Annotated in this window: 12 protein-coding genes; 6 read left to right on the forward strand and 6 right to left on the reverse strand. The window is 65.9% G+C overall.

Translation table 11 applies throughout. The annotated features are described in order from the left end of the window. Positions 1-86: 86 nt before the first annotated feature. The 4 genes from VARPA_RS22740 to VARPA_RS31190 form a co-directional block, all read right to left on the reverse strand. On the reverse strand, positions 87-2987 hold the full coding sequence (locus tag VARPA_RS22740) for a beta strand repeat-containing protein (protein WP_013542930.1): 2901 nt from the start codon (positions 2985-2987) through the stop codon (positions 87-89). A gap of 143 nt (positions 2988-3130) precedes the next feature. Continuing rightward, positions 3131-3742: a DUF11 domain-containing protein gene (locus tag VARPA_RS22745; protein WP_013542931.1), complete on the reverse strand. Its 612-nt coding sequence runs from the start codon at positions 3740-3742 to the stop codon at positions 3131-3133. 430 nt (positions 3743-4172) lie between these two features. After that, positions 4173-5108, reverse strand: coding sequence for a LysR family transcriptional regulator (locus VARPA_RS22750; protein ID WP_234974815.1), 936 nt, complete (start codon positions 5106-5108; stop codon positions 4173-4175). 112 nt (positions 5109-5220) lie between these two features. Continuing rightward, on the reverse strand, positions 5221-5556 hold the full coding sequence (locus tag VARPA_RS31190) for a hypothetical protein (protein ID WP_144299022.1): 336 nt from the start codon (positions 5554-5556) through the stop codon (positions 5221-5223). A 413-nt stretch (positions 5557-5969) separates the two neighbouring features. On the opposite strand from VARPA_RS31190, the gene VARPA_RS22755 reads away from it, so the two are divergent. The 4 genes from VARPA_RS22755 (at position 5970) to VARPA_RS22770 (ending at position 10708) form a co-directional block, all read left to right on the forward strand. Next, entirely contained in the window at positions 5970-7463 is a 1494-nt protein-coding gene (locus VARPA_RS22755; RefSeq protein ID WP_013542934.1) for an NCS1 family nucleobase:cation symporter-1, read from the forward strand. A 32-nt stretch (positions 7464-7495) separates the two neighbouring features. Then, entirely contained in the window at positions 7496-8233 is a 738-nt protein-coding gene (locus tag VARPA_RS22760) for an aspartate/glutamate racemase family protein (protein WP_013542935.1), read from the forward strand. Between the two features lie 49 nt (positions 8234-8282). After that, positions 8283-9047 carry a GntR family transcriptional regulator gene (locus tag VARPA_RS22765; RefSeq protein WP_013542936.1) on the forward strand — a complete coding sequence of 255 codons (765 nt, stop codon included), beginning with the start codon at positions 8283-8285 and terminating at the stop codon, positions 9045-9047. A 164-nt stretch (positions 9048-9211) separates the two neighbouring features. Further along, positions 9212-10708, forward strand: coding sequence for a nucleobase:cation symporter-2 family protein (locus VARPA_RS22770; protein ID WP_013542937.1), 1497 nt, complete (start codon positions 9212-9214; stop codon positions 10706-10708). A gap of 6 nt (positions 10709-10714) precedes the next feature. Here the strand turns inward: VARPA_RS22770 and VARPA_RS22775 are convergent, their stop codons facing one another. Together VARPA_RS22775 and VARPA_RS22780 are read right to left on the reverse strand one after the other, a co-directional pair. Further along, entirely contained in the window at positions 10715-11572 is an 858-nt protein-coding gene (locus VARPA_RS22775) for an aldo/keto reductase (RefSeq protein WP_041943007.1), read from the reverse strand. A 133-nt stretch (positions 11573-11705) separates the two neighbouring features. Beyond that, positions 11706-12308, reverse strand: a complete 603-nt coding sequence (locus tag VARPA_RS22780; protein ID WP_013542939.1) for an esterase/lipase family protein — start codon at positions 12306-12308, stop codon at positions 11706-11708. Between the two features lie 236 nt (positions 12309-12544). Between VARPA_RS22780 and VARPA_RS22785 the strand changes: the two genes are divergently transcribed. Together VARPA_RS22785 and VARPA_RS22790 are read left to right on the forward strand one after the other, a co-directional pair. Next, a complete protein-coding gene (locus VARPA_RS22785; RefSeq protein ID WP_013542940.1) occupies positions 12545-13879 on the forward strand; it encodes a C4-dicarboxylate transporter DctA in 1335 nt (444 codons plus the stop codon). A 5-nt stretch (positions 13880-13884) separates the two neighbouring features. Then, a complete protein-coding gene (locus VARPA_RS22790; RefSeq protein WP_013542941.1) occupies positions 13885-14589 on the forward strand; it encodes a GntR family transcriptional regulator in 705 nt (234 codons plus the stop codon). Positions 14590-14753 lie beyond the last annotated feature (164 nt).

Raw genomic sequence — 14753 nt, forward strand, 5'->3', positions numbered from 1 at the left:
GGGAAAAAGGCGAAGCGAGCCGATGCGGCAGCGCCTCGCGAAAGCCGGCGGACCGCAAGGCCCGCCGGCGACTCAAACCCTTGTCGTTACTGGTTGATCTTCACGGCGAAGGTCAACGTGGCCGTGCCGCTCGGGGCCACGGAATTGCTGGCGCTGCCGCAGCTCACCGCGGTGGCGGTCTGCGCGTAGACGAGTGCCGTACCGGACACGCCGGTCGAGGTGCACTGCGTTGCAGCCGTGGGTTGCGTGGCGCTCAGCAAGGTGTACGCAGGCACTGCATCGTTGATCGCGATGTTGGTGACCGGCGAGGTGCCTTCGTTGGTGGCGACGACCTTGTAGACGATGCACTGGCCCGGCTTGAGCGACAGCGGTGCTGCCGCGAATGCGCCATCCGCCGTGCCATCGCAGGCGACGTCGGCAGCCTGCGTCTTGAGGACGCGGATCTGGCCGGTGATCACGGTGCTGATGTCGGTGGCCGACGGTGCGCCGCAGCTCGCGGGGCCGCTGAAGGTCGCGGTCACGGTCGTGGTGTCGGTCGCGCCGGCGCTGGCGCCGCCCGGTGCGAACACGCGCACCAGCAGCTTCTGCGATGCGCCCACGGCCAGCGGGCCGGCTTGCGGGCCGGTCACCAGCGTGTCGTTCGCGTCGATCTGGCCGTCACCGTTGACGTCCAGGTAGATCGCGGTGGTCCAGCCGAGCGAGGCGTCGGCCGCCGGCACGGTGGCCGTCAGCGTGTACGCACCGCAGCTCTGGTTGCCGGTGTTGGTCAGCGTGTGCGGATACACCACGGTGCCGCCCGGTGCGAGCTGGCCGCTGTTGTTCGGCGTGAGCGTGGCGCTCGACACCAGTGCGGCGGTCACGGTCACGGCGTCGGTCTTCGTGTCGGACACGATCACACCGGTCGAGGCGACGGCGGTGGACTGCACCTGGAAGTAGACCTTCTGCGCGGTGACGGGCGACTGCGTGGCAGGCGGCGTCACGCAGGCAGCGACATCGCCTTGCGCGCCGGCATTGACGGCCACGCTGGTGATCGCTGCCGATGCGCAGGTGCCGCCCGAGGCCACGAACTTCACCGTCCAGCCGGTCGGCAGGGTGCCGGGGAAGCTGGTCGACTGGCTGGCTGCCAGGCTGTAGGTGTTGTTGACCGAGTCGTTGTTCTTGACGAACAGCGCGAACACGGTGCCGGTGCCGGCGGCCGTTGCGTTGGTCGTGGTAGGCAGCGGGCTCGGGCCGGGGCCCAGGTCACCGCCGGCCACCGAGCCGGTGCCCGTGCCTGCCGCGGTGTTGGTCAGGTCGACCAGCGAACCGACGACGATGGTCACGCGATCGAGCGTGGCATCGATCTTGGTCGCGTCGCCCGCGGAGCGACCCGTCACCGTGGCAGCGAACGGACCGGCGCCCACTGCCGTGGCGGAAGGCACGTTGGCCTGCACCACGATGTTGACGCTGCCGCCGGCCGCGATCGGGCCGGTGTCGGGCACGCCGTCGCCGGTGGTGTCCAGCAGCGGCGTGACGCCGTCGGCCGCGAACAGCACGAAGGTCGTGCCTGCCGGGAACGTGCCTGCCGCCACCGTGAGGTTCACGGTGTCGGTGCCGGTGCCCGCGTTGAACACCGACTGCGCGAACTTGACGCTGCCGCCGGCCACGACCGAAGGACGCGTGGTCAAGTCGGCTGCGGTGGCGTTGGGCGTGCCGGGCGTCGTGTCGACGGCGGTGGCAGCGGTCGATGGGTTGGTACCCACCGCGATGCTGTAGCTCGCCACGACCGTGTAGGCCGACGGGTTGGTGCTCGAGCCCGGCGTGCCGATGGCGGCCGCCGTGATCGTCAAGGGAACGTTGGCCGGCTCGAACTTCGCCACGTTGGTGGTGGTCGAAGTGCCGATCGCCGCGTTGCTGTTCACCAGCACCACGAAGCTCACGGTCTGCGTCACGTTCTGGCCCAGCGCGGCAACCACGGTGTTCAGCGTATTGCCGCTCACCTGGAAGTCGATGCCGGCCGGATCGCCGCCCACGCCGTCGCCCAGTGCCGTGCCGGGTGCGCTGCTCCACACCGCGGAACCCGCGACGTAGGTCATGCCGCTCGGCAGCGCGTCGGACATTGCGAACCTGCCTGGTGCGCCGCCCGTGTTGTTGAACGTGAGCGTGTAGACCGTGTACTGGCAGGTCGCGCTGGAAGCGAGGCCGGCCGACCAGGACGTGGCGCATGCCGCCGTCGAGCGCGGACCACCGCTGGTCGCGGTCGGCCAGGCGCCATTGCCCGGACCAGCCACGGACGGAATGCCGATCGACTTGGTGACGTTGAACGCAGCGTCCGTCGTCAGCGTGACCTGATCCTTGTCGGCCGCCGAGGTGTTGGGCGCGGTGTACAGCGCCGTGGTACCCGGAGTGGCGGTGATGGTCGCCGTTTCAAAAGCACCGGCGCCGCTGGCCGTGCCGGGGATCGTGTAGGCCACGACGAAGCGGAACACGCCGTTGTTGCCGGCCACGCTCTGGGCGGGCACGCTGCAGACGCCCGCGGCTGCGGCCGTGCACAGCGGGGTGGTGCCGTCGGGCACGCCGTCGCCGTTGGCATCGGCGTAGACCTCGACCTTGGAGAACTTGTCGGCGTCGGCATCGACCGTCAGCGTGAACGTGTCGGTACCGTTGCCGGTGTTGGTCAGCGTGTGCGGTGCATAGACGATGGAACCCGCGGCGCCGACCTTGGTGTTGACGATGGTCGTCGTGACCTGGTTGACCGAGTCGAGCGTGAACGATCCCACCTGCTGGACCGTCGTCTGGACCAGGTTGGACGTGGCCAGCTGCGTGGTGCCGGCCGAGTCGGAGTAAGTAGCTGAAGCCTGGTTACCGATGACGGTATTGGCAGGCGGTGCCGCGGCCAGGGCGGCTGAGCTTCCGAACAGGAAGCCCAGCGTCAAGGCTGCGGCGCCGGCCCAGGACGCGGTCGGCTTGAAGCCGATGCCGCGCCGGGTTGGCAGGGTGGAAATCACGTGGTTTCTCCTCGGTGGTCAAAAAGGCGGTGGGACATGAAAAAACCCGGTTGCCGTGTTTCGTTGCTCGAAATCGCGGCAGCCGGGCTGCACTCGAAAAAATCGGTCGCTGGGGATACGGTGAAAAAGGCGGAGGCGCCGGATCAGCGCTGTGCCGGCACGGCCGGCGACGTCGGCGTTGCCACCGAGACCTGCGTTGCGGCCGGCGCGACCGTCTCCACCTTGGCGCGCGCGCTCACGGCGGTGCTGCCGTTCGCGGGCAGCTGGCCGAGCGTCCAGCGCAGCGACCGGTAGTCGGCATAGGGCACAGGTTCCGTCTTGTTGCCGGCGGCCTTGCGCACGAGCGGCTCGGCGCCGAACACGGCGTCCTTGGCGGCGGCCTGAACCAGGCCCGCGCCCGGCTTGGCGCTGCGCGGCTGGTACTCCAGACCTTCGGGAATCGGAAGGTCCGCCACCAGGCCGGTGACCGGCTTGCCGGTGTTGTTGGTGTAGACGGCCCGGTACTCGACGATGTCGCCGGGCTTGACCGAGCTGGCATCGACCAGCTGTTCCCGGCCCTGCGCGTCCTTCACCACCTTGGACTGGGTGAGGACGACGGCAACGACCTTCTTCTGGCCGGCCTCCAGGGTGGGCGCGGACTGGGCTGCGGCGGTGGCGGCGAAGCCGCTGAGTCCGGCGAGCAGGAGCGCGCACGCCCCCAGGCTCGAGAGGCGACGACGGGACAGGATTTTTTGAGTCAGTTTTTTAATGGACATGGTTGCTCCAGATTCAAGACACACAGGACTCCACCTCCAGCCAAATGCCGGTGATGAATTGAGCGGCTCGGGCCGCGGGAGAAGGCACCGGCTTTGCAAAGGCCGGTATTCGGAAGAGCGATCGACACCCGCTTTCGAACTGCTTCGAAATGGACGCCACCCTCGGGACTGTCGCGATTTCTCTGTCGCTGTCAGTCCGGTCTCATGTTGTTAACCCATATTTCTTATGGTTACCAAGTGTATTGCAAATGAGTAATTTGGTATCAATATAAGCCGACAATCGTTGATGTGAAACAACAGTCTCGATTCCAACAACCGCTAGATCCCCAACCCGCATGTCCCCGAAAAACGGGTCGCGCGGCAATTGCGACAGGTAGAGGAATTCGGGTCAGCCCCGCGTTTGAATGAGTCTTGGCGGCGCCCGCATCGATCAAGACTGTTTGAAGATATTCAGAACGTAATCAACAAAAGTCTTGATCTTTGGCGAGTGGCGGCGCGACGGTAAATAGACAAGATTGATTTCCTGCGGCGTCAATTTCAATGCCGGGAGCACCGCCGACAAGGCGCCGCTGTCCAGGTGCGATCGGGCCAGCGACAAGGGAACGAGGCCGATGCCTTTGGCGGCCAATGTCAGTTTCAGGATCAATTCCAGGTCGTCCGACTGGAAGACGCTCTCCACGTTCAGCCGATGGGTCTTTCCCGTGATCGAGAGGCTGATCTCCTTCTTGCGTCCTTCGATTTCGCTGACCAGGAAGGCGTGCGGAGCCAGGTCCGACACGCTCTCGATGGCCTGGCGCGGCGCAAGGTAGTCCGATGTGGCGCACAGCACCATCGGCTCGTTCTTCAGATGGCGCGCCACCATCTCGTCGCAACCTTCGCGTCCGCGGCGGATGGCCACGTCGGCCTCGTCGCGAAACAGGTCGGCCCGGTCGTTGCCCGTCTCGACCACGACCTCCAGTTGCGGGTAGGCCGACATGAAGTCAGGCAGATGCACCCCCAGCAGTTCCCTGCCGTAGTAGTGGGGAGCCGCGACGCGCAGCCGCCCCGCCAGCGTGCCTGCGCCTGAAGACAAGCTCAGCATGACGTCGTCCAGGATGGTCAGCACCTGCCCGGCTGCCACCAGGAACTCCCGCCCCTCTTCAGTGAGCGCGAACCGAGTGGAGCCGCGATGCAGCAGCTGGTGCCCGACCATCGCTTCGAGCCGCTGGAGTTGGCGCGAAGCGGACGCCTTGGGCACGCTCAGGGCGTCGGCCGCCGGCGTCAATCCTCCGAGTTGGGCGGCTTTCGTGAAGAGCCGCACATCGGACAAAGAAAAGTCTCGCATCTTCGGCTCGGAGGTCCGTTTGTTTGTTTTTCCGTGAAACATTCCGGCGGCTTGAGAGCATCTGTGCTGCGCCGCGGGGCCAGGGAGTCCAGGGTTTTCCAGGAAACCTTTGGTTCACATTCTCAAACGAAGAGCCTGCAACTGTTAACATTTGTCACATCAAATTCAGGAAGTAGCGGGAATAGTTCACCTTTTTTCGACAAACGTGCATGCGTGCGAAGGGACCCGATGTCCGCCACTGCTGCCGTCTTGCGAACAGGATTACGGCGGCTCCGGTTCCCTGAGCAAGCGGCGGCACCTTCTGTTCGGCCGCCTCGGTCAAAGCGCAGTTTTCAAGGGTCTGCTGCGGCCGATGCCACCCTTTTTTCGACTTGAGAGTTGTGGAGCGATGCAGATGAGCGGCGGTTTCAGCGAACGACTGAACGAGCTCGCGGCGGATGCTGGCCGGGATTGGCAGGCTGATCTGGCTCGGAACTGCGGCGTATCGCATCCCGCGATCTCGAACTGGCTGTCCGGCCGCAACAACGGCATCAACCGGTAGAGGCTGGGCCCTGCGCGCGCAGATGTGCATTCGCGAGATAGCCAGGCGTACAGGCCTGCCTCGCAACCCCGTCAAGAAGTGCCTGAGAGCCGGCGACGAAGAACCGCGCGCAGTGATGCAGCGTCCATAGGCTTTCGCCCGCCTGGCGAAAGTCGGAACCTGACTGCGGCCGTTGGGGGGGGGCGAAATGGCGACGCACTTCATTGACGGCCAGCCGCATCAGGGAATCTACGGATATATGATTCCCCGAATGGTCTTGATTGCGTGCATTTTTTGTATACAAATAACGCACTCGATATGTGGCGCGATATTTGCGTCAAAAGCGGGCTTCATCTTCCCAACACTTGCACGAGGAAAAGACCATGAGCACAGTCGTGAGCCACGCCCCTGCCGGGGCCAGCGAAGCGGGCCTTGCGCCGCACGCGGAATCGAACGCCCTCATCAAGCCCGGCTACGACCCGCGCCTGACCAACGAGGACCTCGCGCCGCTCAAGAAACAGACCTGGGGTCAATACAACATCTTCGCGTTCTGGATGTCCGACGTGCACAGCGTGGGCGGCTACATCACGGCCGGCAGCCTGTTCGCGCTGGGCCTCTCGAGCTGGCAGGTGCTGGTGTCGCTGCTGGTGGGCATCGTCATCGTGCAGTTCTTCTGCAACCTCGTGGCCAAGCCCAGCCAGGTGACTGGCGTGCCCTACCCGGTGGTGTGCCGCGCGTCGTTCGGTGTGCTGGGCGCGAACATCCCGGCCATCATCCGCGGGCTGATCGCGGTGGCCTGGTACGGCGTGCAGACCTATCTTGCGTCGGCCGCCTTCATGGTGCTGGCGCTGCACATGGCGCCCGGCCTCGCGCCGTACGCCGATGTCGCGCAGCACGGTTTCGTCGGCCTCTCCGCCCTCGGCTGGGTCGCCTTCATGGTCATGTGGGTGCTGCAGGCCTTCGTGTTCTGGCACGGCATGGAAGCCATCCGCAAGTTCATCGACTGGGCTGGCCCGGCCGTGTACGTGGTGATGGCCGTGCTGTGCGGCTGGCTGGTGTGGAAGGCCGGCTGGAGCAACATCGACCTGAACCTGGGCGGCATCAAGTTCCAGGGTTGGGACGCGCTGCCGGTGATGCTCTCGGCCATTGCGCTGGTGGTGAGCTACTTCAGCGGCCCGATGCTCAACTTCGGTGACTTCTCGCGCTACGGCAAGAGCTTCGACGCGGTGAAGAAGGGCAACTTCTGGGGCCTGCCGATCAACTTCGTCTTCTTCTCGCTGCTGACGGTGATCACCACCGCCGCGACGCTGCCCGTGTTCGGCGAACTCATCACCGATCCGGTGCACACCGTGGGCAAGATCGACAGCACCACCGCCGTCGTGCTGGGCGCGCTGACCTTCATGATCGCCACCATCGGCATCAACATCGTTGCGAACTTCGTCTCGCCGGCCTTCGACTTCTCGAACGTGGCGCCGCAACACATCAGCTGGCGCACGGGCGGCATGATCGCCGCGGTGGGTTCGGTGTTCCTCACGCCCTGGAACCTCTACAACAGCCCCGAAGTCATTCACTACACGCTCGACGTGCTGGGTTCGTTCATCGGTCCGCTGTTCGGCATCCTGATTGCCGACTACTACATCGTGCGCAAGCAACGCATCGACGTGGACGCGCTCTACACCATGAGCAAGCAGGGCAAGTACTGGTACAGCGGCGGCTACAACCCGAAGGCGATCCAGGCGCTGGTGCCCTCGGCCCTCGTGCCCATCCTGTGCGTGATGGTGCCGGTGCTGCGCGGTGGCGCGAACTATGCATGGTTCATCGGCATGGGCCTGGGCTTCGTGCTCTACGTGCTCCTGAACCGCAACAGCAAGACTTGAAGAAACACCGAAGAGAAAGAAAGGGCCGCGCCGTGCGCATCAAGATCATCAATCCCAACACCACCTGGAGCATGACCGAGAAGATCGGTGCCTGCGCCCGCGCGGTGGCGCACGCCGGCACGGAAATCGTCGCGGTCAGCCCGGCCATGGGGCCGGTCTCCATCGAGAGCCACTACGACGAGGCGCTGGCCGTGCCCGGCCTGCTGCAGGAGATCGCGGCGGGCGAGCGCGACGGCATCGACGGCTACGTGATCGCCTGCTTCGGCGACCCGGGCCTGAAGGCCGCACGCGAACTCGCGCGCGGCCCGGTGGTCGGCATCGCCGAGGCCGCGATGCACCTGGCCAGCATGATCGGCAGCCGCTTCAGCGTGGTCACCACGCTGGGCCGCACGATGGGCCAAGCCTGGCACCTGGCCGAGATCTACGGCATGGAGCGCTTCTGCGCCAACGTGCGTGCGTGCGAGCTGCCGGTGCTCGAGCTCGAAGAGCCGGGTTCCAACGCGCGAGAACGCATCGTCGACGAATGCCGGCGCGCGCTCGAAGAAGACGGCTCCGACTGCATCGTGCTCGGCTGCGCCGGCATGACCGACCTGTGCGAGCACATCGGCGACCTGCTGGGCGTGCCGGTGATCGACGGCGTGGCCGCGGGCACCAAGCTCATCGAATCGCTGGTCACGCTGAAGCTCAAGACCAGCAAGCGCGGCGAACTCGCGCGGCCGCTGCCCAAGACCATGACGGGCGCGCTCGAAGGCTTCACGCTGCGCGGGTGATGCGGGCTGGTGGAGGCGCAGGCATCGAACGCTGAGCCACAATCTCCGCATGCCCCCCGCCAGTTCCAAAACCATCGCCTCCCCCGCCCCGACCGACACCATCGCCACTCCGGCCGAGAACGGTGCAGCCGTTGGCAAGGGAAGCTCCATCGAGCGCATCGCCCAGGACATCGCCACCGCGATCGTCGAGAAGCGCCTGCCGCCCGGCACGTGGCTTCGCGAAGAGGCGCTGGGCCGTGTCTATTCGGTGAGCCGCACCAAGGTGCGCGCGGCGCTCCTGATGCTGTCGAAGGACAAGCTCATCGAGATGATTCCCGACAAGGGCGCCTTCGTCTCGCAACCCACGGTGCAGGAGGCGCGCGAGGTGTTCGCGGTGCGCCGCATCCTGGAGAGCGAAGTGGTGCGCCTCTTCATCGCGAATGCGCGGCCGCGCGACTACCAGGTGCTGGAGCAGCACATCAAGTTCGAGCGCACCGCGCTGCGCCAGAGCCCCGCCATGGGCACGGTGCGCGAGAAGGTGCTGGGCGACTTTCATGTGGCGCTGGCCGAGGCGACGGGCAACCACACGTTGACGGAACTGGTGCGCGAGCTGGTGGCGCGCAGTTCGCTGATCGCGATGCTGTATCACTCGTCGAACGATCCGCACTGCTCGTCGGACGAGCATTCCGATTTCCTTCGCATCTGCCGCAAGGGCGACGTGGAAGGTGCCGTGGTCTGCATGACCGAGCACCTCGAACGCATCGAAGCGAGCCTCGAACTGGGCACCGACAAGCCCGACCGGCAACTGGACCTGGTCAAGGCCCTGCTCGCCTAGGACCACCGGAAACAGCCCGACACCATTGCGCGCTGCGATGCGGGTTTTCCTGCATCCGTATTGCCGCATAAATTGTATACAGTTTCGCGTACACACTTTGTGGACGCCGCGAAACGCCGCGCCGTCCGCGCCTTTTCTCCCCTTGCTGCGCCAGGAGATACACGATGACGGCCGAGACCTCTTCTTCAATTTCCACAGTCCATCCGGTGGACCAGCGCCTGCCCTCCGGCAAGCTCGCGGCCCTCGGCCTGCAGCACGTGCTGGTGATGTACGCGGGCGCCGTCGCGGTGCCGCTCATCGTCGGCCGCGCGCTCAAGCTCTCGCCCGATGAAGTCGCACTGCTCATTTCGGCCGACCTCTTCTGCTGCGGCATCGCCACGCTGATCCAGGCGCTGGGCGCCACGCAGTTCTTCGGCATCAAGCTGCCGGTGATGATGGGCGTGACCTTCGCATCGGTCGCACCGATGGTGGCGATCGCCAATGCCAACCCCGGGCAGAACGGCGCGCAGTTGCTCTTCGGCGCGATCATCGGCGCGGGCGTGGTGTCGATACTCATCGCGCCGCTCGTGAGCCGCATGCTGCGCTTCTTTCCGCCGGTGGTCACGGGCACGATCATCGCGGTCATCGGCATCAGCCTGATGCGCGTGGGCATCAACTGGATCTTCGGCAACCCCGTCGGGCCGACGGCGCCCGCGCTGGTCGACCCGGTGTATGCCAAGTGGCTCGCCGAAGTCACCTCGCCCGGCAGCTCGATTCCCGCGGTGCCCAAAGGCTTCGCGATCATGCCCACTGTACCCAACCCCAAGTACGCGGACCTCTCGGGTTTCGGCGTCGCGGCGCTGGTGCTCGTGTCGATTCTCTTGATCGTCAAGTACGCCAAGGGCTTCGTCGCGAACATCTCCGTGCTGCTGGGCATCGTGATCGGCGCGGTCGTCGCCACGTTCACCGGGCTCATGACCTACGAGAAAGTCGGCAAGGCCGCGTGGGTCGACATCGTGCTGCCCTTTCATTTCGGCATGCCGCAGTTCGACCCGATCCTCATCTTGACGATGACGCTGATCATGATCGTGGTGATGATCGAATCCACCGGCATGTTCCTCGCGCTGGGCGAAATGACCGACCGCAAGATCACGCAGAAGGATCTGGCCAAGGGCCTGCGCACCGACGGCCTGGGCACGCTGATCGGCGGCATCTTCAACACCTTTCCGTACACCAGCTTCTCGCAGAACGTGGGCCTCGTGGCCGTCACCGGCATCAAGAGCCGCTATGTGTGCGTGGCGGGCGGCGTGATCCTCATCGTGCTGGGCCTGCTGCCGAAGATGGCGGCGCTGGTCGAGTCATTGCCCACCGTGGTGCTCGGCGGCGCGGGCCTCGTGATGTTCGGCATGGTCGCGGCCACCGGCATCCGCATTCTCTCGGGCGTGGACTTCAAGAACAATCGCCACAACGCGATGATCGTCGCGGTGTCGATCGGCGTCGGGATGATTCCGCTGATCGCGCCCAACTTCAAGCAGTGGATGCCGCATGCGATCCACTCGCTGATCGAGTCGGGCATCTTGCTGGCGTCGATCGTGGCGGTGCTGTTGAACCTGTTCCTCAACGGCGCGAAGCACGACGAGCAAGCGGTGATCGCCGCGGCCAAGCACGCGGACGCGCACTAAGGGAAATCAGATCATCGCCAGCGGCATCTTGCGCCGCGGCGGCGGGTGCAGGCGATCCAGTTCTGCGAGGGTCGCCGCATCGAGTTTCAGTTCGGCGGCTGCAAGGTTTTCTTTCAGATGCGCACTGCGCACCGCCTTCGGAATCGCGACGACGCCGGGCCGCGCGATCACCGCGGCCAGCGCGAGCTGCGCGGCGGTCACGCCGAGGCGCTCGGCCAATTCACTGAGCCCGTGGTCTTCGGCCAACGCGCCCTGGTCGATCGGGCTGTAGGCCATCAACGGCATGCCGCGTTCGCGCAGCCAGGGCAGCAAGTCGAACTCGGGGCCGCGCTCGCCGAGCGACAGGTACACCTGGTTCGCTGCGCAGCCGGGGCCATCGCCGATGACGCCATCCAGCTCTTCCATGTCATCGGTGTCGAAGTTGCTCACGCCCCAGTGACCGATGCGCCCATTGGCCACAAGCGCATGCATCGCCTCGACCGTCTCGCTCAACGGATGGCTGCCGCGCCAGTGCAGCAAGTAGAGGTCGATGGCATCGAGCCCCAATCGTTTGAGGCTGCGCACGCAGGCCTCGCGCGTGCCGCGTCGGCTCGCGTTGTGCGGATAGACCTTGCTCACGATGAAGAGCTCGTCGCGCCGCACGTCGCCGGCGCGCAGCGACTCGCCGATGGACTGGCCGAGCACGGTCTCGGCACCGCCCTCGCCGTACATCTCGGCGGTGTCGATGAGCCGGTAGCCCAGCACGATGGCTTCGCGCACCGCGGCGACCTCGGCCGCGCGACGAGAAGCCACCTCGCCCATGCGCCAGGTGCCGAGGCCGAGGACCGGCATCTCGCCGCCGGTGGGGAGTGGGAGTGTTCGCATGCGGGCAATGGTACGAGGGCGATGCAGGAGAACGGCATGCATGTCCGCGGCCTGGGTGGGGTGACTTTCGACACTGGCGAGCCAAGCATCGGCCTCCTAGAGTCCACGCGAAACCAGCGCGGCGCGGCGCCCTTCACTGCTTCAGCGCCGCTCCGATATCGGCGGCCACTTGGCGCGAATTCATGATGAGGGTGTGGATGGTCGGCAGCAGCTGCACCTGCATCGATCCCAGCTGAACTTCCTTCACCGAGACGATGCCGTCGTTCGGTTCGTCGCCGAACGGCATCCACTTGCCGCGCGGCCCCTTGGTGCCGGCGTACACGCGCAAGGGAATGTCGGGCACCGGCAAAGCGTCCATGAAGTCCCGGCTGGCCAGCAACTGGCCCATCTCGCCGGTCAACACGCGAAACAACCACCGCCTCGACAGCCTGATCGCCAGGCTGGATGCCGTGCTCGGCGGCGCCAGGAAAACGCCGAGTTCCGGCGCGTGCGCAAGCGTCGGCAGGACGGCCCGGATCAACACGCAGCCCAGCGAGTGCCCGACCACGATGAAGCGCTCGCCATGCGTGCGTGCGGCGATGAATGCGCGAAGCCGTGCCACGCACGCATCCCAGCCTTCGAAGGCGGCGGAATAGCCGAACAGATGGGTCGTGATTCCCTTGGCACGCAGACGCCTCGCGAGCAGCAGCATCGAGACGGGTGTTCGGCCGAGGCCGTGGATGAGGATGGCGTGCATGTCGGTGGCTGATGTTGAAGGTCGGGCGCATCGAGGGTACGAGATGCCTGATCCATCGGCCTCGACAGATCGAAAAAGCATCGATATTCGATACCACTGGGTTGCGCCTTCGGATTCCCGAACGCCCGGGAATACCCTCTGCCGCCCCCGAACCCTTCTTGCCTACATTTCTTGTATGCAAGAAAAAGCGACCCTTGCATGCAAACCTCGACAAGACATAAAGACAGGAGACTCCCATGCCTCGCTTCGCCAAATCGCTCTTCGGTCAGGTGGTCATCGCGCTGGTGCTGGGCGTGCTCGCCGGCCTCTTCTGGCCCGAGTACGCCGTCAAGCTCAAGCCGCTGGGTGACGGCTTCATCAAGCTGATCAAGATGATCATCCCGGTGCTGGTGTTCTGCGTTGTCGTGCACGGCATCGCGGGCGCGGGGGACCTGAAGCGCGTGGGGCGCGTGGGCGTCAAGGCGCTCATCTACTTCGAGGTGCTCACCACCGTCGCGCTCGCCATGGGCCTGGTGCTGGCCTTCGTGTTCCAGCCGGGCGTGGGCATGAACGTGGACCCGGCCAAGCTCGACCCGGCCGCGATGAGCGCCTACGCATCGAACGCCGACAAGCTCACGAGCGGCGGCACGGTCGAGTTCCTGATGAAGCTGATTCCCACCACGGTGGTCAACGCCTTCGCCACGGGCGATGTGCTGCAGGTGCTGCTGTTCGCGGTGCTGTTCGGCTGCGCGCTGTCGCTGCTGGGTGATCGCGGCAAACCGGTGGCGGTGGTGGTGGACGCGCTCTCGCTGGTGCTCTTCAAGATCATGGGGATCATCATCAAGCTGGCGCCGCTGGGCGTGCTGGGCGCCATCGCGTTCACGGTGGGGCAGTACGGCATCGGCTCGCTCAAGCAGTTGGGCATGCTGGTCGCGCTCTTCTACGGCGCGGTGCTGGTCTTCGTGTTCGTGGTGCTGGGGCTGGTGATGCGCTTCTCGGGCTTCAGCCTGTGGAAGCTGCTGCGGTACCTGCGCGAAGAGCTCGCCATCGTGTTCGCCACCACCTCGTCGGACAGCGTGCTGCCGCAGATCATGGCCAAGCTGCGCCGCATGGGCATCCGCGATTCGACAGTGGGCCTGGTAATCCCGACCGGCTACTCGTTCAACCTCGATGCCTTCTCGATCTACATCACGCTCGCGGCGGTGTTCATCGCGCAAGCCACCAACACGCCGATCTCGATGGCGGACCTGCTCACGATCCTGGCGATCGCGCTGGTCACCTCCAAGGGCGCGCATGGCGTGCCGGGCTCGGCCATCGTGGTGCTGGCCGCGACGCTGCACGCGATTCCGGCGATCCCCGCCATCGGCCTGGTGCTGGTGCTGTCGGTGGACTGGTTCATGGGCATCGCCCGCGCGCTGGGCAACCTGATCGGCAACTGCGTGGCCACGGTGGCGATTGCCGCGTGGGAAGGCGACATCGACCGCGAGCGCGCGCATGCGGTGCTCGACGGCACGTACACGCCGGACGACGAGCCGCTCGCCGACGCGCCCGCGACAAACACCGTCGCTGCAGCCACCTCGACCGCTCACTGAAAACAATGGCCAACGACGTCAGCCCCACCGCCATCGCCGAGCGCGTCGTCGAGGCGATCCTTGCCCAGAAGCTCGCGCCGGGCGAGCGGCTGGGCGAGCAGGCCCTGGCCGAGAACTTCGCGGTGAGCCGCACGATGGTGCGCGAGGCGCTCATGCAACTGCAGGCGCGCGGCTTCGTCGAGGTGCAGTCGCGCCGCGGCTGGTACGTGGTGGAGCCTTCGGCCGAGGAAGCGCGCGATGCCTTCTCGGCGCGCCGCATCGTCGAGGCCGGCATCCTGGCCGCGAGCGAAGGCCGGCCGCTGGGCAAGGTGATCCGCAAGCTGCGCGACCACATCGCCGACGAGCAGCGGGCCATCGAAGGCGCCGATGCGGCCACGCGCGCCTTCCTGCTGGCGGACTTTCATGTCTGCCTCGCCGAGCAGATGGGGCACCAGTTGCTGGTCGATGTGCTGCGCGACCTCACGGCGCGCACCACGCTGGCGGCCACGCTCTACCAGTCGAAGCACGAGGCGGGGCAATCGTGCGCGGAGCACGGCGCCATCGTCGCAGCGCTCGAAGAAGGCGACACGAACAAGGCGCGCCGCCTGATGCTCGATCACATCGGCAACGTCGAGCGCGCGCTCGAGGTGGATGCCACCGCCGAGCCCGACGCACCGAGCCGCCTGCGCGCCACGCTGGCGCCCATCGCGCTGCCGCGCGCCAAACGCTGAAGCCGTTCGTGCATTAGTGCCGCGGCCCGCTATCGATGAAATAGCACGCGACGACGGGCCAGCAATGGCTGGAAGCGAATTCGCCCGCCCACGGCGCGGCTGTGCACAAGGGCGTGCCCGCTGACAGGATCGCGCCGCCCTGCTCGGCTACAGTCCGAGACACT

This window comes from Variovorax paradoxus EPS (assembly GCF_000184745.1).
GTDB classification, from domain to species: domain Bacteria; phylum Pseudomonadota; class Gammaproteobacteria; order Burkholderiales; family Burkholderiaceae_C; genus Variovorax; species Variovorax paradoxus_C.